Source organism: Nocardia aurantiaca (assembly GCF_009708175.1).
GTDB lineage: Bacteria > Actinomycetota > Actinomycetes > Mycobacteriales > Mycobacteriaceae > Nocardia > Nocardia aurantiaca.
Window position 1 is genome coordinate 391,220 of record NZ_WMBB01000005.1, and the last position, 21,203, is coordinate 412,422.

24 protein-coding genes are annotated in these 21,203 nt (G+C 65.9%); 15 read left to right on the top strand and 9 right to left on the bottom strand.

Features of this window, described 5'->3' with window-relative positions; translation table 11 throughout:
• Positions 1-25: 25 nt before the first annotated feature.
• From GLP40_RS12880 to GLP40_RS12910, 7 genes are all read left to right on the top strand, one after another.
• Positions 26-364 carry a DUF485 domain-containing protein gene (locus GLP40_RS12880; protein WP_154788088.1) on the top strand — a complete coding sequence of 113 codons (339 nt, stop codon included), beginning with the start codon at positions 26-28 and terminating at the stop codon, positions 362-364.
• Positions 361-1,974 carry a solute symporter family protein gene (locus tag GLP40_RS12885; protein ID WP_154788089.1) on the top strand — a complete coding sequence of 538 codons (1,614 nt, stop codon included), beginning with the start codon at positions 361-363 and terminating at the stop codon, positions 1,972-1,974. Before GLP40_RS12880 ends, GLP40_RS12885 begins: the two co-directional genes overlap by 4 nt.
• 199 nt (positions 1,975-2,173) lie before the next feature.
• On the top strand, positions 2,174-2,518 hold the full coding sequence (locus tag GLP40_RS12890) for a hypothetical protein (protein WP_230329497.1): 345 nt from the start codon (positions 2,174-2,176) through the stop codon (positions 2,516-2,518).
• Complete coding sequence (gene atpB, locus GLP40_RS12895) at positions 2,515-3,309, top strand: F0F1 ATP synthase subunit A (protein WP_154788091.1); 795 nt, start codon at positions 2,515-2,517, stop codon at positions 3,307-3,309. Before GLP40_RS12890 ends, atpB begins: the two co-directional genes overlap by 4 nt.
• A gap of 50 nt (positions 3,310-3,359) precedes the next feature.
• Positions 3,360-3,617, top strand: coding sequence for a F0F1 ATP synthase subunit C (locus GLP40_RS12900; protein WP_040810042.1), 258 nt, complete (start codon positions 3,360-3,362; stop codon positions 3,615-3,617).
• Positions 3,618-3,643: 26 nt separating this feature from the next.
• Positions 3,644-4,132 (top strand): F0F1 ATP synthase subunit B, encoded by a 489-nt coding sequence (locus GLP40_RS12905; RefSeq protein ID WP_328290067.1) that lies wholly within the window; start codon positions 3,644-3,646, stop codon positions 4,130-4,132.
• The gene (locus tag GLP40_RS12910; protein ID WP_154788093.1) at positions 4,129-4,701 is read left to right on the top strand and encodes a F0F1 ATP synthase subunit B family protein; all 573 of its coding nucleotides are present in this window, start codon (positions 4,129-4,131) and stop codon (positions 4,699-4,701) included. The genes GLP40_RS12905 and GLP40_RS12910 overlap by 4 nt, the downstream gene beginning before the upstream one ends.
• Positions 4,702-4,975: 274 nt before the next feature.
• On the opposite strand, the gene GLP40_RS12915 is transcribed toward GLP40_RS12910, so the two are convergent.
• Together GLP40_RS12915 and GLP40_RS12920 are read right to left on the bottom strand one after the other, a co-directional pair.
• Positions 4,976-5,719 (bottom strand): VOC family protein, encoded by a 744-nt coding sequence (locus GLP40_RS12915; protein ID WP_154788094.1) that lies wholly within the window; start codon positions 5,717-5,719, stop codon positions 4,976-4,978.
• Positions 5,716-6,741, bottom strand: coding sequence for a GlxA family transcriptional regulator (locus tag GLP40_RS12920; RefSeq protein ID WP_154788095.1), 1,026 nt, complete (start codon positions 6,739-6,741; stop codon positions 5,716-5,718). Before GLP40_RS12920 ends, GLP40_RS12915 begins: the two co-directional genes overlap by 4 nt.
• Before the next feature lie 99 nt (positions 6,742-6,840).
• Between GLP40_RS12920 and GLP40_RS12925 the strand changes: the two genes are divergently transcribed.
• Positions 6,841-8,166 carry an MFS transporter gene (locus GLP40_RS12925; RefSeq protein ID WP_407671584.1) on the top strand — a complete coding sequence of 442 codons (1,326 nt, stop codon included), beginning with the start codon at positions 6,841-6,843 and terminating at the stop codon, positions 8,164-8,166.
• Here the strand turns inward: GLP40_RS12925 and GLP40_RS12930 are convergent.
• Positions 8,137-8,577 carry a DUF3099 domain-containing protein gene (locus tag GLP40_RS12930; protein ID WP_154788096.1) on the bottom strand — a complete coding sequence of 147 codons (441 nt, stop codon included), beginning with the start codon at positions 8,575-8,577 and terminating at the stop codon, positions 8,137-8,139. The two genes, GLP40_RS12925 and GLP40_RS12930, sit on opposite strands and share 30 nt — an antisense overlap.
• A gap of 48 nt (positions 8,578-8,625) precedes the next feature.
• On the opposite strand from GLP40_RS12930, the gene GLP40_RS12935 reads away from it, so the two are divergent.
• Positions 8,626-8,868, top strand: a complete 243-nt coding sequence (locus GLP40_RS12935; protein ID WP_154788097.1) for a DUF3039 domain-containing protein — start codon at positions 8,626-8,628, stop codon at positions 8,866-8,868.
• A 352-nt stretch (positions 8,869-9,220) separates the two neighbouring features.
• Here the strand turns inward: GLP40_RS12935 and GLP40_RS12940 are convergent, their stop codons facing one another.
• Positions 9,221-9,715: a hypothetical protein gene (locus GLP40_RS12940; protein ID WP_154788098.1), complete on the bottom strand. Its 495-nt coding sequence runs from the start codon at positions 9,713-9,715 to the stop codon at positions 9,221-9,223.
• A 136-nt stretch (positions 9,716-9,851) separates the two neighbouring features.
• On the opposite strand from GLP40_RS12940, the gene GLP40_RS12945 reads away from it, so the two are divergent.
• Genes GLP40_RS12945 through GLP40_RS12960 form a run of 4 tightly spaced genes read left to right on the top strand, consistent with a single transcriptional unit; the run spans position 9,852 to position 14,615 of the window.
• Positions 9,852-10,904, top strand: coding sequence for a 5'-methylthioadenosine/S-adenosylhomocysteine nucleosidase family protein (locus tag GLP40_RS12945; protein ID WP_154788099.1), 1,053 nt, complete (start codon positions 9,852-9,854; stop codon positions 10,902-10,904).
• Complete coding sequence (locus tag GLP40_RS12950; protein ID WP_154788100.1) at positions 10,901-12,403, top strand: NB-ARC domain-containing protein; 1,503 nt, start codon at positions 10,901-10,903, stop codon at positions 12,401-12,403. The genes GLP40_RS12945 and GLP40_RS12950 overlap by 4 nt, the downstream gene beginning before the upstream one ends.
• Positions 12,400-13,650, top strand: a complete 1,251-nt coding sequence (locus tag GLP40_RS12955; RefSeq protein WP_196054643.1) for a tetratricopeptide repeat protein — start codon at positions 12,400-12,402, stop codon at positions 13,648-13,650. Before GLP40_RS12950 ends, GLP40_RS12955 begins: the two co-directional genes overlap by 4 nt.
• Positions 13,647-14,615: a tetratricopeptide repeat protein gene (locus GLP40_RS12960; RefSeq protein ID WP_154788102.1), complete on the top strand. Its 969-nt coding sequence runs from the start codon at positions 13,647-13,649 to the stop codon at positions 14,613-14,615. The genes GLP40_RS12955 and GLP40_RS12960 overlap by 4 nt, the downstream gene beginning before the upstream one ends.
• A gap of 708 nt (positions 14,616-15,323) precedes the next feature.
• On the opposite strand, the gene lysS is transcribed toward GLP40_RS12960, so the two are convergent.
• The 4 genes from lysS to GLP40_RS12980 form a co-directional block, all read right to left on the bottom strand.
• Positions 15,324-17,021, bottom strand: coding sequence for a lysine--tRNA ligase (lysS, locus tag GLP40_RS12965; protein WP_328290069.1), 1,698 nt, complete (start codon positions 17,019-17,021; stop codon positions 15,324-15,326).
• Positions 17,022-17,114: 93 nt separating this feature from the next.
• Positions 17,115-17,981, bottom strand: coding sequence for a universal stress protein (locus tag GLP40_RS12970; RefSeq protein ID WP_154788103.1), 867 nt, complete (start codon positions 17,979-17,981; stop codon positions 17,115-17,117).
• A gap of 186 nt (positions 17,982-18,167) precedes the next feature.
• On the bottom strand, positions 18,168-18,320 hold the full coding sequence (locus GLP40_RS12975; RefSeq protein WP_154788104.1) for a hypothetical protein: 153 nt from the start codon (positions 18,318-18,320) through the stop codon (positions 18,168-18,170).
• 209 nt (positions 18,321-18,529) lie between these two features.
• Positions 18,530-19,093 carry a PadR family transcriptional regulator gene (locus GLP40_RS12980; protein ID WP_154788105.1) on the bottom strand — a complete coding sequence of 188 codons (564 nt, stop codon included), beginning with the start codon at positions 19,091-19,093 and terminating at the stop codon, positions 18,530-18,532.
• A gap of 111 nt (positions 19,094-19,204) precedes the next feature.
• Between GLP40_RS12980 and GLP40_RS12985 the strand changes: the two genes are divergently transcribed.
• Together GLP40_RS12985 and GLP40_RS12990 are read left to right on the top strand one after the other, a co-directional pair.
• A complete protein-coding gene (locus tag GLP40_RS12985) occupies positions 19,205-19,531 on the top strand; it encodes an NAD(P)-binding protein (RefSeq protein WP_154788106.1) in 327 nt (108 codons plus the stop codon).
• A 54-nt stretch (positions 19,532-19,585) separates the two neighbouring features.
• On the top strand, positions 19,586-20,107 hold the full coding sequence (locus GLP40_RS12990; protein ID WP_154788107.1) for a hypothetical protein: 522 nt from the start codon (positions 19,586-19,588) through the stop codon (positions 20,105-20,107).
• Here GLP40_RS12990 and GLP40_RS12995 read toward each other — a convergent pair.
• Positions 20,080-21,147, bottom strand: coding sequence for a YihY/virulence factor BrkB family protein (locus tag GLP40_RS12995; protein WP_154788108.1), 1,068 nt, complete (start codon positions 21,145-21,147; stop codon positions 20,080-20,082). The genes GLP40_RS12990 and GLP40_RS12995 overlap by 28 nt on opposite strands.
• Positions 21,148-21,203: the final 56 nt, after the last annotated feature.

Genomic DNA, 21,203 nt, shown 5'->3' on the forward strand with positions numbered 1-21,203 from the left:
CCTGGATCACCAGGAGGTATCGCAGTTGACAACTGAAACCCAGACCGGCCGCCCGGATCCCGATTGGCCCAAGGTCTTCGACAGCCCCGAGTTCCAGCGCCTGCGGCATCGCTTCCGGCGCTTCGTCCTCCCCATGACCGCCCTGTTCCTGGCCTGGTACGCGCTGTATGTCCTGCTCGCCGACTACGCGCACGGATTCATGTCGCACAGGGTGGGCGGGAACATCACCGTCGGGCTGATCCTCGGCTTGCTGCAGTTCCTTTCGACCTTCGTCATCACCGGTCTCTATGTCCGTTACGCCGACCGCACCCTCGACCCGATGGCCGAGCAGATCCGCGCCGAACTGGAAGGACCGAACCGATGACCGCGCATCTGGCCGCCGCCGTGGAGGGCAGCCGACCCGGGCTCAATATCACCATCTTCGCGATCTTCGTGGTCATCACGCTCGGTATCGTGGTGTGGGCCAGCCGCGACAACCGCACGGCCGCAGACTATTACGCCGCCGGGCGCGCCTTCTCCGGGCCGCAGAACGGCATCGCCATCTCCGGTGACTACCTGTCCGCGGCCAGCTTCCTGGGCATCGCCGGGGCCATCGCGGTGTACGGCTACGACGGGTTCCTCTATTCCATCGGCTTCCTGGTGGCCTGGCTGCTGGCTTTGCTGCTGGTGGCCGAATTACTACGCAATACCGGCAAATTCACCCTCGGTGACGTGCTGGCCTTCCGCATGCGACAGCGGCCGGTGCGCGCCGCGGCCGCCACCTCGACGCTCGCGGTGAGCCTGTTCTACCTGCTCGCGCAGATGGCGGGCGCGGGCGTGCTGATCTCACTGCTGCTGGGCGTATCCGGTTCGGCGGGACAGAATCTGGTGATCGCCATCGTCGGGGCGATCATGATCGTCTACGTGCTCGTCGGCGGGATGAAGGGCACGACCTGGGTGCAGATCGTGAAGGCGGTATTGCTGATCGGCGCGGCCGCAGCCATGACCGTATGGGTGCTGGGGCGCTACGACTTCAACTTCTCCAGCATGCTGCAGGACGCGGTGCACCACGGCGGCAAGACGGGCGCGAAGCTGCTCGAACCGGGTGTGCGTTATGGCAAGAACGGCACCAGCAAGCTCGACTTCCTCTCTCTGGCACTGGCTCTGGTGCTGGGCACGGCCGGGCTGCCGCATGTCCTGATGCGTTTCTATACGGTGCCGACCGCCAAGGACGCGCGGCGCTCGGTCGTGTGGGCGATCGGGCTGATCGGCGTCTTCTATCTGTTCACCCTGGTGCTCGGTTACGGGGCGGGCGCACTGGTGGGCCCGGAGAAGATCGCAAGGGCGCCGGGCAAGGAGAACGCGGCCGCGCCGCTGCTGGCCCTCGAACTGGGCGGGCCGGTGCTGTTGGGATTCGTTGCGGCCGTGGCGTTCGCGACGATCCTGGCGGTGGTCGCGGGTCTGACCATCACGGCGTCGGCGTCGTTCGCGCACGACGTCTATGCCAATGTCGTCAAGCGTGGGAACGGGGAAAGCAAGGACGGCGAGGTGCGGGTCGCGCGGATCACCGCGGTGGTGATCGGGGCGCTGGCCATTGTGGGCGGGATTCTGGCAAAGAATCAGAATGTGGCGTTCCTGGTGGCGCTGGCCTTCGCGGTGGCGGCTTCAGCAAACCTACCGACCATTTTGTATTCGTTGTTCTGGCGGCGCTTCAACACCGCCGGCGCACTGTGGAGCATCTACGGCGGACTGGCGGTCACCATCGTGTTGATCGTGTTCTCTCCAGCGGTCTCCGGAGCGCCCACCGCCATGATCAAATCTCATGACTTCCACCGATTCCCGCTCGCCAACCCGGGCCTGGTGTCCATCCCGGTATCGTTCGCTCTGGGCTGGCTGGGAACCGTGTTGTCGAGGGAGCGTGACGGCGCCAAGTACGCCGAGATGCAAGTGCGGTCGCTGACCGGCATCGGAGCGGAAAAAGCTGTACGACATTGACATCCAGATAAAGTGGCGGGAAGTTCGCTGAAAAGCGTTCGAGCATTTCAAGATCAATAATTCGAAGATCAAAAATACTGCCCCGCAACGAGGTTGGGCTGTGTATGCTATTGATCATGCACGGCCCCACTACGAGGTGGGATGACGGCGAGGCGGTGTCGTATTGGACCTCAACAGGCTACGGATGCGTAGGGCGACTATGATCGCAATCGCTTTCGGCATACTGGCATTGATGGTCACCGGGGCGTTCGATCGATTGTTGCTGGGTGTTTTCATGGTCACCGGCCTGACGCTCGGTTGGGTAAACGCCAGGCTTACCTGGATGTCCATCGTGCGCATCACCGATGCGGAAACTCCCAGCAAACAGAAATTGGCGCTGTCGTCGGCGTCGCGGTTGCTCATTCTGACCGCGCTGTCGATTCTGGTGGCATTCCTGACTCGGCCCTATGGCGTCGGAATCTTCTTCGGGCTGGCGGTCTTTCAGCTGATTCTGGTTCTCCATACCGCTCTGCCCGAGGTGAAAGGGCTTCGACAGCAGTCATGAGCATTCCCGTCGCTTCCCTCGCCCATCTGCCGGCGCCGGTGACACTGGCCGCCGAAGAATCCTCGGGGGAGTCCAAGATTCATGTCGGCGAGCACGCCCAGGCCCACCTGTGGGGCATGACCTTCAATGTGGACACCATCGTGTCCACCTCGGTGGCCGCGCTGATCGTCCTGGCGCTGGCCTTCTACCTGCGAGCGAAGATCACCTCGGGCGTGCCCAACGGGGTGCAGTTGTTCTTCGAGACCATCACCGTGCAGATGCGCTCCCAGGTGGAAACCGCCATCGGCATGAAGGTCGCGCCGTTCGTGCTGCCGCTGGCGGTCACACTGTTCACCTTCATCCTGTTGTCGAACTGGTTGTCGGTCTTGCCCGTTCAGTACGGTTCGGGGGAATTGATCGCGCCGCCGGCGTCGGATTTCAACTTCACGCTCGCACTCGCGCTGTTCGTGTTCCTGCTCTATCACGCCGCGGGCGCTTGGCGGCGCGGTCCGGGCGGGCACGCGAAACAGTTGCTCAAGGGCCACACCGGCTGGGGCCCCATGGTTTTCATCAATGTGGTCGAGGAAATCGCCAAACCGTTGTCGCTCTCGTTGCGACTTTTCGGCAACATGTTCGCGGGCGGCGTCATGGTTTCGGTGATCACGTTGTTCCCCTTCTGGATCAGCTGGGGTCCGAATGCCGTCTGGAAACTCTTCGACCTGTTCGTCGGAGCCATTCAGGCATTCATCTTCGCCCTGCTGACCATCCTCTACTTCAGCCAGTCGATGTCGCTGGAGAGTGAAAACCACTGAGCGACGTCGGTCGTTCAGCGTTGCAACCATTTTGCAAAAGGAAGTGAACAATGGCAGACCCAGCAACCGCGAGTATCGTCCAGGGCGCTCTCATCGGCGGCGGCATCATTCTGGCGGGCGGTGCCATCGGCGCTGGCATCGGTGACGGTCTGGCCGGCGCGGCGTTGATCAACGGCGTCACCCGGCAACCGGAGGCGGAAGGCCGCCTGCGCGTCAACTTCTTCCTGACCGTCGGCCTGGTCGAAGCGGCATACTTCATCAATCTAGCGTTCATGGCATTGTTCGTATTCGCTACTCCAGGTAAGTAGACGTCATCATGTCTCCCCGAACGGATGTGGAGGCCGCGGGGAACTTCCTGGTTCCCAACGGCACCTTCTTCGCTGAGTTATTGATCTTCCTGGTCGTGCTCGGAGTCATCTGGTTCTTCGTGGTTCCGCCCATACGAAAGGTATTGGCGGAACGGGAGGCACGTGTCGAGGTCACGACGGCGACCGCGAAGGAAGCCAGCGAAACCTTCGCCGAAGCCGAGGCGCGCTACGAGTCCGCGCTCGAGAAAGCCCGTACGGAAGCGGCCGACATCCGCAACCAGGCACGGGCCCAAGGGCGCGCGATTCTCGAGGAAATGCGCGGCGAGGCACAGAAAGAGGCCGACCAGATCGTGGCCGAGTCCACGGCGCAGCTGCGCGCCGAGGCCGACCAGGTCGCCGCCGAACTACGCGAAGCCGTCGAACCACTCGCTCAGGACCTGGCCGGCCGGGTCCTGGGCGGGAACGATCGTGCCCGGACCAGCGCGGGCCGACAGAGAGGACGGGGGTCTGCATGATCCTCACCGATACCCATCTCGCCGAGGGCATTTACCACATCACCTTCGATTGGCCCGTCTTCTTCAGTCAGCTGTTCGGCTTCGCCGTCATCGTCTGGTTCGTCGTGAAATACGTTGTGCCACCTGTGAAGAGGATCATGAACAACGCCCAGGACCAGATCCGGCGGCAGCTCGAGGAGAGCGAGGCGGCGGCGCAGCGTCTGGCCACCGCCAAGGCCGCCTATGACAATGCCGTCGCCGAGGCGCAGGCCGAACTCGAACGCATGCGCGAGGAGGCACGCGCCGACGCCGATCGCATCATTCTCCAGATGCGCGAGGCCGCCGCCGCCGAGGTGGAGCGGGTGCGCAAGCAGGGCCGCGATCAGATCTTGCAGTACCGCAGGCAGATGATCCGGGACCTGGAACAGGATCTGGCCGCCGCCATGCTGGCGCTTACCGAGGAGAAGGTGCGCGAGCAGATCGGCACGCCCCAGGCCCGGGCAGACAGTATCGAGAAGTTCCTCGAGGACCTCGAGGCGCTGGCCAACTCCGGCGAGGTGCCCCGCCAGGCCCAAACCGAAAGGAAGTAGGGAAAGCCAACTCTCGGGGCTCACTGAGAGTCCGCCCGCGGGAGTTCCACGCCGAAGCCCCTGACCTTCCCGGCTCCGAGGAGCCGCGAAGCCTCAGGGGCTGCGGCGCGTTCCGAGCACTGTCTGCCGACTCCGGCGTCCAGCGAGCCCGAGAGCCTTCGTGAGTTACCCGGCAGGTCTGGAGTTCGTGCGCACCGGGCCGGGCCCCCGAATGTCGCGAATGCCCAAATCGCTTATTCCGTTCGGTACCCCGGATCCTCTTCGCGAAGCATGCTCAGGCCGGTTTGCGGCTGGTCAGACAGTAGGGTGCGCCGCACGGATCTGCCATCACCAGCCAGTGCTTGCCGCGCTCGCCACGGTGCGCGCCCAGCTGCTCGTGCCAGTCCGCGGTAGCGTCGATGTCGGTGCACGCCAGGTCCGGGTGCGCGGAGGTGGGGCGATCGTCGCCGAGGCGTTGCAGCAGCAGGTCGATCGGAATCTCCGGGCGGGCGGACAGGCGGGCGAATTCGGGCAGGGTGCCGGGGCGCCACGCCCAGCCGGTCAATGCGGTCCAGAAGCGGGCTTCTTCGGCATAGTCGCTCGTGCCGATGTCCAGGCAGATCTGGTCGAGGCGGCTGCGGTCGCGGGCGGGACCGGTCACGGTCGGGGCGAGCGGGCCGGCGGAATCACGGAAAGGCGTGAAGCAGAAAGGCATTCCGGCGGGGGAGTGCAGGACTGCGTAGCCGATTCGCTCGGTGAGGATGTAGTCGGCGGCGAGGGTGGCGCCGAGCTTCTCGGCGCGTTCGGTGGCCGCGCCGACATCGTCGACATCGAGATCCAGGTGGACGCGGGCGGGGCCGTCGATGGACTGCATCTTGAGGGTCGCCGCACCGGAATCGGGTAACAGCGTGACGAATTCGTCGTGCTCGCCGCGCCGGGGCGAGAGCTCGGTGCCGGTGATGGTGGTCCAGAACTCGGCGGCGGCGTCGAATTGTGCGGCGGGACGGTCCAGGAAGGCCCACACCCAGCGAATGGTCATGCTGTCTCCAGGGTTTCGCGCCTACGGAAGGTCTTGCGGTAGGTCAGCGGGGGCACACCCAGCTCCAGGCGCATGTGGTGGCGCAGCGAGGCGGCGGTGCCCATGCCCGCGCCGCGTGCCACCTCGCCGACGCTCAGGTCGGTGGTTTCCAGCAGGTGCCGGGCGTGCTGGATGCGCTGTCGCAGGATCCACGCGCCCGGGGCCATACCGGTCTCGGCCTTGAACCGTCGGGTGAAGGTCCGCACGCTCATATGAGCGTGCGCGGCAAGGGAGTTCAGGTCCAGGTCGCGATCCAGATGGTGCAGCGCCCAGTGGCGGGTCGGCGCGGTGCCGTCGCTACCCGGTTCCGGGACCTGCCGTTCGATGAACTGCGACTGCCCGCCTTCGCGCCACGGCGGCACCACGCAGTAGCGGGCCGCGCCATTGGCGGCGGCGCTGCCGTGGTCGGTACGGATCAAGTGCAGGCACAGGTCGATCCCGGCCGCCAAACCCGCTGAGGACCAGACATTTCCGTCCTGGACGAACAGCAGGTTCTCGTCCAGCAGGACCTTCGGGTACAGGGCGCGGAAGCGGTCCGCGAACCGCCAGTGGGTGGTGGCGCGGCGGCCGTCGAGAATGCCCGCCGCGCCGAGCACGAACGCGCCGGTGCAGATGGAGACGATGCGTGCGTCGGGCCGGACGGTGGCCAGGACCTCGGCCACGTGCGGCGGCAGGGTGCCGTCCTGCCGCGGCTTGGTGATGCGGGTCCCCGGCACGATCACGGTGTCGGCGCGGGCCAGCAGCTCCGGGCCGAATTCGGGAATGACGGCGTATCCGCCGGTGGCGGTGACAGCGCGGGTGTCGATGCCGCAGGTGTGCACCGCGTAGAGCGGATTGCCGTCGTCATCGACGGCCGCGCCGAGCACCAAAGGCGGGATCGACATGTCGAAGCCGACGGTCGGCTCCAGGACGAGGACGGCGACGAGATGGGGTGTCGGCACGATGCTCCTCTCGCATGGCTCAATCTTGACGCATTGTGGCATTCTGGCCACTCGTTCCGAAAGAGCTTTTCCGTCACGCTCGATCGGGTGAGCGAACTGAAGGATGATCTCGACCGGGAATCACCGCGCGGCACAACCCCGTTGGACGCCGGGTCGGGCGGTTCGAGCGCGAGTGGCATACCCACGGCGCCGCCGGCGGTCGCGCGGCCGGGACTGCACCCGGCGTGGATCGTGGCCGTGGTGGGCTTCATCGCGCTGCTGGGCGCGGCCGGCTTCCGCTCGGTGCCAGGCGTGCTCATGGACCCGCTGCATGAGGAGTTCGGCTGGTCGCATGGCACCATCGGCGCGGCGGTGTCGGTGAATGTGCTGCTGTACGGCCTGATCTCGCCGTTCGCGGCGGCGCTCATGGATCGCTTCGGCATTCGCCGAGTGGTGGCTTGCGCGCTGGTGCTGATCGCGGCGGGCAGCGGGCTCACGGTGTTCATGACGCGGCCGTGGCAGCTCATGGCCACCTGGGGTCTGCTGGTCGGTGTCGGTGTGGGCTCGATGTCCATGCCGTTCGTCGCCACCATCACCGGGCGCTGGTTCGTGAAGCACCGGGGCCTGGTGACCGGTGTCCTCACCGCCGCGGGCGCGACCGGGCAGCTGGTCTTCCTGCCGCTGATCGCGAGCCTGGCCCGCGATCACGGTTGGCGTACTCCGTCGCTCGTGGTGTCGGCGACGGCCTTGGCGGTGGTGCCGCTGGTGCTGCTGTTCATTCGCGACTTCCCGAGCGATGCCGGGGTGCGGGCCTATGGAGCCGAACCCGGCAGCGACGCCGGGGTGCGCACCGCGGCCCCCGGCGGCGCGGCCCGCGCCGTCACGGTGTTGGCAGCCATCGTCCGCAAGCCCGTGTTCTGGCTGCTGGCAGGCGGTTTCGCCATCTGCGGCGCGTCGACCAACGGCCTGATCGGCACCCATTTCGTCAGCGCCGCCCACGACCACGGCATGCCCGCCACTACCGCGGCCGGACTGCTTGCGCTGGTGGGCATTTTCGACGTCGCCGGCACCATCGCCTCGGGCTGGCTCACCGACCGCCTGGATTCCCGGTACCTGCTGGTCGCCTACTACTCCCTGCGCGGCGTCTCGCTGCTGTTCCTGCCGGTTCTCTTCGGACCCGACGTGCACCCCAGCATGTGGGCCTTCATCATCTTCTATGGTCTGGACTGGATCGCCACCGTCCCGCCCACCGTCACCCTCTGCCGCACCCACTTCGGCGCCGACGGCCCGGTCGCTTTCGGCTGGGTCTTCGCCTCACACCAGATCGGCGCGGCCCTGGCCGCCTTCGGCGCGGGCGTCATCCGCGATATCCAGGGGACTTACACCACCGCCTGGTTCATCGCGGGCGGACTGTGCGGCCTGGCCGCCCTGCTGTCGGCGGGCATCCGCCGCGCGCCGTCAGCTGTCGATGGCCTTGTGCGGGTGTGATTCGAGCGCTGCCCGGTTGCTCCGTCCGTCCCAGCGACTGGGCTCGTCCTTGGTGCGGGGCGGGCGGTCGTTGGCGATGAGGACCGCGATCCACGGGAGCGGGATGGAGACGCCGATGATGAGCAGCGACAACCACCAGCTGTGCCAGGCGCTGTAGGCGACGGCCGCGCCGATCAGGCACGGGATGCGGAACGACATGATGGTGATGTACCGCCGCACCCGATCACGATGCTGCTGCTCGAGCGAGGGCGCGGCCACGGTGATCAGCGCCGGATGCTGTTTCTCCTCGCCCGGGAAGTAGCCCTGCGACGGGCGCGGTGGTTTCGGGATGGAACCGGCCGGATGGAACTCGACGTCCGGGCGATCCTCACCGCTCATGCCGTCGGCTTGGGATTCGCCGTCACGCTGCATACCCCCGAGTCTTCCACTACCGCGCGTCGGATGCACACGCCGCCTGGCATGATTGAACCCGTGAGCGCAGACACCCTGGTACGTCCGGACGAGACCACCGACGAGTCGACCGACAACGACACTCCCAAGGTCTTCCACTACGTCAAGAAGGACAAGATCGCCGAGTCCGCCGTCATGGGCACCCACGTGGTGGCCCTGTGCGGCGAGGTCTTTCCGGTCACCCGTTCCCCCAAGCCCGGCTCCCCGGTCTGCCCGGACTGCAAGCGAATCTACGAGATGATGAAGAAGTGATGCGCTAGCAGGTATTTCGGCAGTTCAGCTGGCTGTTTTTGGCTGAGGAGTGCCATTTTGAATCGGTTCAGGAGCTGTCTGCTGCAGTCGAGTCCTTGCTCATCGAGGGGATGAGGAAGGACTAGCTGTTTCTGCTGGTCAGCGGGCTGTGAACTGCTGAATTGGGCCAGAGAGTGTCATTTTGAATGGATTCAGCAGTTCCGGATTTCCTCGCTGTCGACGGCCGCCATCGGGAGCAAGCAGTTCGCGAGAGACCTTTCCGGTCCCCCAGAAACAGGCTCGCGGGCGAAGCACAGGCAGATGTCGGCCCGGGAGACTTTCGGTTGCCGTCGGATGTGCCGCCAAGCGGATCTCATGCGCGCCGCCGCTGCAGTGCAGAGGCAACGAAGAAGCCAGCCAGGGTGGAGGTCACTGCCGATTCCACGGCCATGATCACATAGCCCACGGTCCGGGGTGACCCGGGCGTCGACACGACAAACAGCGCCAAGGCCACCGGCGTGGGAACGATGTAGGAGAGCAAGAATGTCGCTACATCCGCGATCCAGCGGATTCGCGGCCGCAGCAGTCCCTTGTTGCTGGTTTCCCACGCGCTCGCCACGTCGGCGGGTCTCACCTGCAGCCGAAGATGACGCGCAATGGCGGATACCTTGTCGTCGTTGGACAGGTAGGCCCACCCCAGAATGGCGGTGATCCAGGGCACGACCAGCCATATGCCAGCGGGCCGCTGTCCCGGCAGTGCCACGGCCATCACCACGCCCAGCGCGACGATGTTCAGGTTGAGAAAGGTGTCGCGCTGTTTGATTCGTTCCAGCTGTTCACTCTTGAGTGCGGCACGCTCGTCTGTCACCGCCGACCACTCTCTTCGCGCATACGATCGACTCACAGCTAGGCGCTGTCATCCCTGACAACTATAACCAGTGCGGCGCAATCGATCTCGAAGAAGCAAGGACGGTCGCCCCCGCGTGCCGGGTAAGCTCTGCGCCATGCCGCTGCCTTTCCCCTCGGAATCGGCACCCATCATCGACACCGTCATCCTGGCAGCGCTCGAACTCGAACGTGCCGCTGTCGTTCGCGCATTGGGCGAGTACGTCGAATATCCCTGGCGCGGACGCAAACTCCAGATGGGTACGATAGGCGACCGAAGGATACTGGTCGTCCCGTTGGATGGTATGGGGAATGTGAATTCCGCATACGTCGCTCAGCGCGCGATCGGTATCTGGAACCCTGCCCAGGTTTTGCTGGTCGGCATTGCGGGCGGAGCCCGCGCCGGCGCCGGCGATTTGGCGCTCGGTGATGTGCTGGTCCCCGAACAGGTGGTCGGCTACGAGTTGGCCAAGGTGACCCCGACCGGTGCTGTTCCTCGTTACGAGGTGTACCGGCCGGATCAGGAGTTGCTCGCCGTGGCGCGCGGCGTGGCTGCCGACGACTGGACTACCGGTATCCGCATCGCCCGCCCGGACGATTCACTGGCCGTTCCGTGTGCCCGGTTCGGGCCCGTGCTGTGCGGCGAGAAGGTGGTGGCGGACGAGACGTTCCTCGCGTCGCTGCAGACTTCGTGGCCCAAGGCGATCGGCATCGAAATGGAAGCCTTGGGTGTCGCATTGGCCGCCTATCGCGGTGGTCCGGGGTTCCTCATGGTCAAAGCGGTCTGCGACTTCGCAGGTGAGGACAAAGACGATCTGTGGCAACGGTACGCCGCCGATGCTGCGGCGCGTTTTGCCGTCGCAGTGTTACACGCGTTCTCGGCGCCTGGTGCGGCAGGGCAGCGCGTGCAGGCCAAGCCGCTGGGAGCGGTGAATACCTTCCCGGGAACCGTGAAACTCGTGGTATGCCAACGGCTGCTCGATGACTGGGAGAAGGTCGCCGACTATTTCGACGTCCCTCCCCATAACCGTGCACCGTTTCGGCACGGCAGACAAGCGCGAGACCTGTGGGTATGGCTGGAAATTCGGGACAAGCTGCATGAGCTACCGGATGCACTGACCGTGATCGGGCGTGCTGACTTGGCCGAGATCCTGCGGGATTCCCAGGCATGACCAACCTCGCCAGAGCCCGATTGGAGTTCCAGTGTCGTCTCGGCGCTAGTTGGGAGGACCTGGCTGTCCTCCTCGGCATCAAACCCTACGTATCCGATGGGTTCGCACAGGGCCGTGAAGCCTCCGGCATCTGGCGATGGCTCGAAGAACGTCAGCGCCTGGCCGAACTGCCGGATGCGCTGATTCACATCGACAGAACCGATCTCGCTGCTCTGTTCGCCGAGATGAACCTCGCGGCGGCGACCGACAGCATGGAATCGTCGGTGAGCGTAACCGCCTTCGATCTCGATCCCGACCTCGATCATCCGGTCGTCGAGCCTCGGTCTTCTGTGCCCGCGGCGTTGCTGTCGGATCAGATCGTGGTGGGCGAGATCCCTGGTGCGCCCATGGCATTCGTCGAGCGGGAGACGTTGGACCAGCTGGCACGGGCTCTGGATCGTAATCGGGTTGCGGTGGTGGTCTGCACGCTGACCGGTATGCGTGGCGTGGGCAAGACACAGCTCGCCGCAGCCTATGCTCGATCGAGGATCGCAGACGGCTGCGGCGTCGTCGGGTGGGTCAACGCCGAGACTTCCAGCGAGTTGATCGCTGGACTGACCCGCATCGCCGAGCGGCTGAATGTCGCAGATCCGCAAGGAGATTCGGCTGAGTCGGCGCGGCGGTTGACCGAGCATCTTGCGACGAGGCGCGGTGACGCGGTGATCGTCTTTGACAACGCGACCGATCCCGATGCGTTGAACCAGTACGTCCCCGCATCGGGCGCCAGGGTGATCATCACCAGTACCAACCGTTCCTTCACCGAGCTCGGCACACCGATCGATGTCGGAACCTACACCCGGCAGGAATCCCTCGGCTATCTGGCCGAGCGCACCGGACGCGACGAGGACCCCGGCGCATCCACCATCGCCGAAGAGCTCGGTGATCTACCGCTTGCACTTGCCTCGGCCGCCGCAACGATCAAGGCGCGCCGCCTCGACTACGACGCATACTGCACGCTGTTGCGCGATCAACCTGTCGTCGAGACCATGCGCCGCCGTAAGGGCGACAGCTATCCGGGATCGACGGCCGGTGCGTTGCTGCTGAACGTCGAAACCGTCGCCGCCGGTGACGCTACCGGCCTGTGCGCAACGCTGATCGGCATCATTGCATTGTTGTCACCCGAGGGTGTGCCTCGCGAGCTGCTGCACGGTGTCGCGACGGCTCGCCAGGTCACGACCGAGGCCATCGAGAGCGCGCTGGAGCAGTGTGTCGACGGGTCCGTGTTGACGTGGTCGTTCAGCGGCGACGCGGTGATAATGCATCGGCTGATGGCGCGCGTGCTGTGGGAAAAGTACCGGGCGGACGGGGATTTCGTCGCGATCGCCACCGAGGTGCTCGACCTCATCGAGCCCAGAATGTTCGATTCCTCGCAGGCATGGGACCGCCGGCACGAGGGGTCCTGGCTCATCTCGCACGCCGAAGCCTTGTGGGAGGCGCTGCAGGAAGAAGGGCTCACGTGACCGCGATCGTCGAGCGGGCCCTCGCGACGCGGCAGTGGGCACTACGCCAGCTCATCGGAGCCGTGGACTTGGCGCGCGCCATCGAACTCGGCGAGCATGTCGTCGCCGATGCCGTGCGTATCCTCGGTGCCGATCACCCCGACGCTCTTGCTTCCCGGGGCGATCTCGCCCGCGCTTACGAGTCGGCCGGGCGAGTCGACGAAGCGATCGCCCAGTACGAAGCGGTGCTGCGCGACTACCAACGGACACTGGGCCACGAACATCCCGACACGCTGTCCACCCGTAACAATCTCGCTGATGCTCTGGAGGCTGCCGGGCGGGTCGACGAAGCCATCGAGGTCTATGAAAGTGTTGTCGCCCAACGTGCTCGCATTCTCGGTCCCGAGCATCCCGACACGCTCTCCTCCCTTAACAATCTCGCTGATGCTCTGGAATCCGCCGGGTGCGTCGAGGAGGCGATCGAGATGTACGAAGGTGTTGTCGCCCGACGTGTTCGCGTGTTGGGTGCTGACCATCCCGACACGCTGATCTCTCGCAACAACCTCGCCAGTGCCCACGACACGGCGGGGCGAGTCGAGGAGGCGATGGCGCAGTTCGAAGCGGTTCTCGCCGACCAGCAACGGGTTCTGGGCAGCGATCATCCCGACACGCTCGCCACCCGAAACAATCTCGCCTACGTCTACGAATCCGCCCAGCGCATCGAGGAGGCCGTCGCACTGTATGAGCACGTATTCGCCGATCGCGTCCGAATCCTGGGCGCCGATCATCCCGACACGCTGATCTCTCGAAACAATGTCGCGTTCGGTTATTTGTCGGCGGGACGGCTACCCGAGGCGATCGCTGAACACGAAGCCCTCCTCGACGACCGCATTCGCATTCTCGGGGCCAACCACCCCGATACCTTGACCTCGCGCAACAACCTCGCCATCGCCTACCAGTCGGCCAGACGAATCGACGACGCCATCACGATTCTCGAAGCAGTTGTTCCACTGCGCACCCAAGTCTTGGGCGCGGATCACCCGCACACCCTGCGCAGCCGACACAACATCGCCAACGCCTATCGCTTGGCCGGGCGCACCACCGAAGCCGTCGCATTGTTTGCCTCCGTGCTCGCCGACACAGAGCGAGCACTCGGCACCGAATCCCCGTTGACCCAACTGATCCGCGAAAACCTCGCCGCGGCGCAAACCGCGCCGGTCGAGGAGTCGATGGACGATCCTGGTGGTGATCGGGGCAGGACGGTGTGAGCCTCCGCGACGTCATCGAGCGGGCACTGGCGGCGCGGCAATGGGCGATGCGGCAATTGCTCGAAGTCGAAGACCTCACGCGCGCCATCGAACTCGGCGAACGAGTCGTCGCTGATGCCGAGCGGATGCTCGGTTCACGCCATCCCAACACCCTCGCTTCCCGCAACAGCCTTGCCTACGCCTACGAATCGGCAGGGCGACTCGTCGAGGCGATCCCGCTATTCGAGGCCAACGTCGCCGACCACGTCACCATCTTCGGCGAGAACCATGCCCGGACGTTTGCGGCCCGCAACAACCTGGCCTACGCCTACCAATCGGCCGGTCGAATCGAGGCGGCCATCGGCCTGTTCACTGCGGTTGCCGCGGACCGCGCACAGATCCTCGGTACCGATCACCCCGCCACACTGCGCAGCCGAAACAACCTTGCCGGCGCCTACATGGCAGCCGGTCGCCCCGAGCAGGCGATCCCGCTGCTCAGGGAAATTGCTTCCGACCGCGCGCGAGTCCTTGGCGCGGACGACCCGGCCACTCTGCGTAGTCGTAACAATCTCGCGGGTGCGCTGAGAGAGACCGGGCAATTCGACGACGCGTTGGCACTGATCGAAGCTGTCGTTGTCGATACCGAGCGGGTGCGCGACATCGACCACCCTGATGTCTTCACCGCGCGCAGCAACGTAGCCGCCGTTCACCGCGCGGCAGGCCGCGGCGCCGTGGCAATTCCACTGTTCGAATCGGTTCTTGCCGACCGCACTCGCGTGCTGGGCGCTGATCACCCCGACACCCTCGCGACTCGCCGCAATCTCGCGGACGCCTTCTGCTCGGTGGGACAACTTGAGGAGGCCGTCGAATTGTTCGAAGCTGTTGTGGCAGATCACGTCCGCGTGCTGGGCGAGGACCACCCAGAGACCGCTGCCGCCCGTGACGGCCTTGCCGAGGCACTCACACGGGTGGCCGAACAGATCTAGCCGAGCCGACGGAACGGTGTCGCCGCCTTACTTCGTGCATGCGGTGTCGACTAACGGATTACGAGGCTCGATGGTGTGGGTCGAGGCATCGGCGCCAACGCCGCGATGGAGTCGCCGAGGACTATGCCCGAGCCGGTCTGCCCGGGTGGTGCCCAGAACTCGGCGAGCCGATCGTCCCATACAGACGTCATCGAGTGTGCCTCCAATGCCGGAATCGCCTACATCGGACAGGGTTACAAGAATCGCACTCGGTACTCGGTCTGGTCGCCCACTGGCCTCGTGCCGAAGGGATCGTGGAAATTGTGCGCCTGGATCAGATAGCTGGCCAGAAGGACGTGACATTCTGGCTACTCGTCCCGACCGTCCAGCGCGGCTGCGAGCGATGGCCCGGGTGACTCAACCCAGTGGAGTGCATTCGATGAACATACCTGTTCGCACTCGAGGCATCGATTTCTGCCCGCAGGCCGAATCCTGTTGAGCAACTGCGCAACCCGATTCACCGGTGGTCCGCCTCCATGGATCCGCCGCGGTGGGGCCGCGCACGGTGCGGCGGCGAACCGACCATTGTGCCGCCCGCCGTCGTCGACGCCATGCACACCTTGCGGATCATCGTCGATACGCAGACCTGGAAGGTCGTGGAGCCGCTCGCGTGTGCCGGCAAGTCCGGGGGGTCAGTACAGATGGCCAGGCGTTACGGCTGTTCTCGGGTCAGCTGGGTGTGAGCAAGGTACGGGCGCGGTCGGTGCCGAGCGACAGCAGCAACGTCGGCAGTCGGGGGCCGGTGTCGCGCGATACCAGCAGCTGATAGAGAGCCTTGAAGAAGGCGCGCTGCTGCTTCTTCAGCTCGGGCGTCGGGTCGGCGTCTGCGGGGAGTCCGGCCATCAGCTTGGGCACCGCGTACACGGTGGTCGTCAGGCCGGGCAGTGTCCAGTCGTCGCCCATCCGGTCCACGAGCAGCGCGATACCGTTACGGGTCTCGGCGTCGAGCCCGTTCCACGCTTGCGCGTTGAATTCGGTCCGGACGATCGTGCGGTCGCTCTCCGGCAAGGACTCGGTGTACCGGATTGCGTTGCTCAGGCGGGGCTCCAACTCTGCCAGCAGCGCCTCGTCGGTCTCGGGCAGAGCGCGATCGGTGCCCTCTGCGGCGAGTTGTTCGCGCAGCAGTCGTGCGATCTGGGCGGTGTTTCCGGCGGTGAGGTCGACGAGCGCGGACAACAGGCGGAACGACACGGGGCGGGCGGATTGCTCGACCGCGCCGACATGAGTCCGTACGCACAACTCGTGCAAATGTGCTTCCACCGCAGACGCGTGTCCCCCAGCAACTTTCGCGCTGTAGCGGTCCCACTCGTCATAGAGTCGGACGATGGCCGAGGGGGACAGGTCGATGGTGAATCCGTTGGACGGGAGCCGACGCGCGTACAGCCACCGCACCATCGGAGGTTCGAGAATCTCGAGGATGGCGTCCGGCGTGGCCGCCCCGCCCGCGCTGCTCGACAGCTTCCCCCCGCCTCCGGCGGGCCGAACGAACGAATACACCACGGTCGACGGCGCTTGCGCGTCGTAGAGCGCGCGGATCAGAACCCGACCGGACGCGAATGAGCTGTTCGGTGCGTGGTGGTCCTCGCCCGCCGGCTCGAACTGGACGCCCTCGAACGCCCACCGCATCGGCCAGTCCACCTTCCACACCAGCTTCCCGGAGGGTCGGCTGCCGTCGGCGAGGCTGTGACCGCCTGCGTGCCCGCAGCGGCACGTGTAGGTGATGGTGGTGCCGTCCCACCCGGTCACCTCGGTCGAGTCCTTCCCGCACACCTCGCAGTAGGGCTTGTACGGGTAATAGGCCGCACGTCGTTCCTCGACCGGGGTTTCGTGGCGGCCCTCGGTTTGGAAGGTCTCCAGAATGTCGAAAATCTCGCCGCGCCGATCCAATGCCACTCGGATCTGGGAGTTGTAGGTCCCCGCGGGATAGGCGACGGACTGCCGTACCTCTCGCATGCGGACGCCCAGACGAGCCAGTGCATCGACGAAGCGCGTCATATGCCGCACCGCGTACGACTCGTACTCCCCGCCTGGATCGGGGACGACGGCGAGCGGCTTGCCGACGTGCTCGGCCCACTGTTTCGGCACTCCGGCCGGCACCTTCCGGAACCGGTCATAGTCGTCCCACGAGTGGTGGTGGATCGCGTCGAGGCCCCGGGCGAGGAGCTCCTCAGCGACGAGATGTGCCGTCATCGCCTCACGCAGATTGCCGAGGTGGATGTCGCCGGAGGGACTGATACCCGACGCGCACACCAGCGTGGTCGCGCCCGTCTGTCTCGCGTGCTCGATCACGGCGTCGGCGGTACGGGCGATCCACGATGCCTCATTGGTGGCGTCGGATGTGTTCGAGGGAGCGGGACTGGACAGCACCGGTACACGCTACCAGCGGTGACCAGCCGATATTCGGTGGCGTCCTACTTTGTCCCCACGTCGCTGCGGGCGGCCGAGGCACCGCGCTACCGGTCAGCCGGCTTCCCGCGGTCGAATGATCGCCACCGGGCAGTCGGCGGCGTGCATGACCGCCTCCCCGGTCGATCCGAGTGTCATGCCCGGAAATCCGCCCCTGCCGTGACTGCCGATCACGATGAGCTGTGCCCGGCGCGACTCTTCCAGCAGCTGTCGCAGCGGGCGCCCCTCGGCGACGACGGACCACACCTTCACATTCGGGTACTCGGCGATCGGGGCGGAGAGGCTGCGAGCCAGCAGATCGTGCGCGTCCGATGCCGAGTACACCGGATCCCGGGTGCGATCGCCCCAGGCGTGCACCGCGACCACTTCGACCCCACGCCGCGAGGCCTCATCGAAGGCGACCTCGATGGCATGGGTGCTGAGCGGCGAGCCGTCCACACCGACGACCACGGGTAGGCTCGCGTCGGGCAGTTCTTCCGGAACGATCACGACCGGCCCCAGCGCGTGTCGCGCCAACGCCGTACTGACCGAGCCCAACAGGCTGCGGTGATAGGACGTCAACCCCCGTGCCCCGACCACCACGTATCGCGCGGTCTGCGCGAGTTCACACAGCACCGGAATGGGTTCGGCGTCGACGATGAGGGTCGACACGTCGAGCGATCCGAGGTCCGCGGTGCTCGACTTCGCCAGGTCGGCGGCATCCTCGAGTGTCGTCTGCACGGTGTCGCGGTAGTCGCTGTGGAACAGCTCGACCGGACTGTCGTCGAGGGGCCGGTCCGCGAGCCGCGGTGTGGCACAGACCAATTGCAGCGGCGCGCCCCGTAGTACGGCATCGTGGGCTGCCCAGCGCACCGCCCGTAGCGCGGCCGCGGACATGTCCATACCCACGATGATCGGCTGATCGACATCGTTCGTCGGCATGATCACCTTCCTTCCGCCTCCTACGGTCCCAGGCGCGCACGGGCTGGACAACGGGCCAATGAACGATTCGCGCGGGGCCGAAGGTCCCACCCCGCGGAGAAACCGGCCATCGACAGCGACGCTGTGTGGTGGTCGGTGGCGTCGGCGGCGCGGTCGCCACCGACCGGCGGAAATGATGAAGCGCGACTAGGGGTTTCCGCTGGTCGTCCCCCCGGTTCGCCGACTCTGCTCGGGCCGGTCGGGTTCTTCGCTGCCCAGCAGCTCATCCTGGATCACCTCGAGCATGCAGGTGTTGTTGTCCATCAGCCCGAGGAGTTCGTCCAACCGGTCGTACTTCACACACCGATGGTCGCCCCGTGCCGCCCATGAGGCAAGGTCGGTTCGTCGGCCGGCATCGGTTCTCGCCGAAATAGTTCATTGGACAGGGAATTTCCCGGTATTGGTGCCCCGGGCGCGCGCCATCCACGACGACGCGGCGGGACGGATTCCTCGACGCGTTGCCGAATCGGTGATCGGCGAGATCCTGGACCGGCCGGAGCAGTCCGCTGTCAGACGCCCGCGGCGATGCGGCGATCGATGACCGTGAGGGCGAACTCCGCCCAGCGCTGATTCTCCTGCTCGAACGAGATGCCTCGCAGCAGGGTCAGATAGGGGCCGACCCGTTCGGCCTCTTCCAGGTAGGCCGGCTCGCTGCGACCGGCGAGCAGCCGGGTGCGCAGACGTTCGTAGCGGGCGAGCTTGGCCCTGGACCATTCGAGATGCTCGGCCACCGCGGCGCGTACGGCCGGGGCATCGGCGTCGGTCATGGCCTGGACCTTCACCATCATCTCGTCGCGAATGGCGGTGGGCTTGGCCGGTGCGTCGATGAATTCGTGCAGGGCGGCGCGACCGGCGGGAGTGATGGCGTGCAGGCGCTTGTTGGGTCGGCGCTCCTGCTGCACCACCCGCGTCTGGATGAGGCCCTCGGCGGCCATGCGGTCGAGTTCCTTGTACAGCTGCTGCGGTGTGGCCATCCAGAAGTTGGCCACCGACGCGTCGAATCCCTTCGCCAGGTCGTAGCCCGAGGCCTCACCTTCCAGCAGTGCGGCCAGGACCGCGTTACGAAGCGCCATCGGGCCAGCGTATCACCGGTAGAGATTATTCAATTTATTGTCTGTTTTGATCTGAACAGGAATCGTCATAACGCAAGATGCCTATTCAAATAATTGAGGGGGGTGTAGCCCTTGCGCGCCGCCGGCGGCCGTTCGAGGCGGTGCGCGCGACGGGCCGACATCCTCGGCGCCGGCAACGCCGGGCTGACCGCCGCGGCCGCCCTTGCCACGCTCGGTGCGCGAACCCTGTTGCTGGAGCGGCGAAATCTCCCCGGCGGCTGCCGAAGCTCCTTCCGCCGTGGACCTTTCGATTTCGAGGTGGCGGTGCGCCGGCTGGCTGTCGTCGGAGGCTCGGCTCGGACCTCCCGGTGCGATGCCGTGCTCGGCTCGTCACTCGATGTCGGGTCGGCGCCGGTAAACCCGCACGCGTACCGGACTACTCGTTTCCGCATTTATTGAGTTACAACTCAGTAAACGGCTATCCTGAGTCGGAACTCAGGAAAGGTTGTCCCGATGGCGAATCCGCTACTGCTGGCCACTCACATCACCATTGCGCTCGCGCTGACCATCCTGGTCGGCGTCCAGAGCACCGAACTGGCACGAATCCGACTGCTTCCCAACGAAACTCCCACCGCTGAGGGAGTCGTCCGCACGGTCCGTCTCACCCTGCTGTCGATCCCGGTGTTCACCCTGCTCACCGCGGTCACCGGCGTCGCCGTTCTGGCCGACGGAGCCAAGGGCGGACCGTGGATCGGCGCGGGACTGCTCTCCACCGCTGTCATCGGCGCGAGCTCGGGCTGGACCCGCCGACGTCTGAACAAGCCCGAAGCGCACCGCACGGGCGTTCTGGCCGCCGTCCAATGGGGCGTCCCCGCACAAACATTGGTCGCCGCGTTCCTCATGGCCGACCGCCCGGACAATCCCGCCCTCGCCTTCGCCCCCGTGCTGCTGGCGCTGGCGGTCACCGTGACCGCCTACCTCTCGGCCCGCCGTGTCGCGTCCGGCGTCTACGGCATGGTTCGCACGGACCGCTGATCGGTGGCGGGCGGCGGCGGAGGATCCTCCGGTTTCGGTGACGGGGCTGCCGCGGCCGCCGCCCGGCGGTGCTCGCGGCTACTCCACCACATTCGGAGTTGCTCGAATCGGGTGGCCCGGGAAGGCCAGAATTCCTCGACGCTGGCATTGAATTCGGCGCCGAGGATGATGGCGAAGCCGAGGAAGAAGGTGAACAGGAGAAAGGCGATGGGGGTGGCGAGCGCGCCGTAGGAGATGCCGGTTCTGGTCACCCAGGCCAGATAGCGGCGCAGGCCTTCGCTGGCGGCCATGAAGAAGACGCCGGCGACCAGCGCACCGCCGAACAGTCGGTGCCAGGGCAGGGTGCGGTGCAGAGCCGTCTTGTAGAGGAAGGTCAGGCCGACGATCAAGACGAGGCCGGTGCCCGGGTAATAGAAGGCGTCGATCAGGCGCAGGCCGGGTTCGCGCCAGGCGTGGGGGAGGACCCGGCCGATGAGGGTGGGGCCCAGGGCGATCAGGGGGAGGATCAGAACGGCGACCATGAGGAAGCCGACATAGAGCAGCAGCGCGAAGATGCGTTGCCAGACGGGGTGGCGGGCGGCGGCCTGGCCGTGCGCGGCGGTGATGGCGTCGACGAAGGTGGCCATGGCCGAGGAGCCGGCCCACAGGGACAGCACGAAGCCGCCCGAGACCACTCCGCCGTGGCCGCGTTGCAGGACATCATTGACCGTGGGCTGGACCAGACTGTCGACCACACTGGGGCTGAACGCCTTCCGCGCGAAGCTGACGATCTTCGATTGCACGATGTTCAGCGTGTTCGGCCCGAACCAGTGACCGACGTACCCGAGGCTGCCGAGCAGTCCCAGCAGCAGCGGGGCCAGCGAGAGCGTCTGCCAGAAGGCCGCCGCCGCGGATTTGGCGAAGATGGAGTCGCTCCACGCCTTGGCCGCGACGTGGACGACGAGCTGGCGGACGCGGCCCCAGCGGGTGGCGGCGAGCACAACGGGTGTCGTCGGCGCGGACGCGTCGGCGTGTTGCTGGGATTCGTCGTGCGCGTTCATCGTGGCCTAAGCATCGCCTACCAGCGCTTCGAATGGGACCGGACCCGCAATGTGTC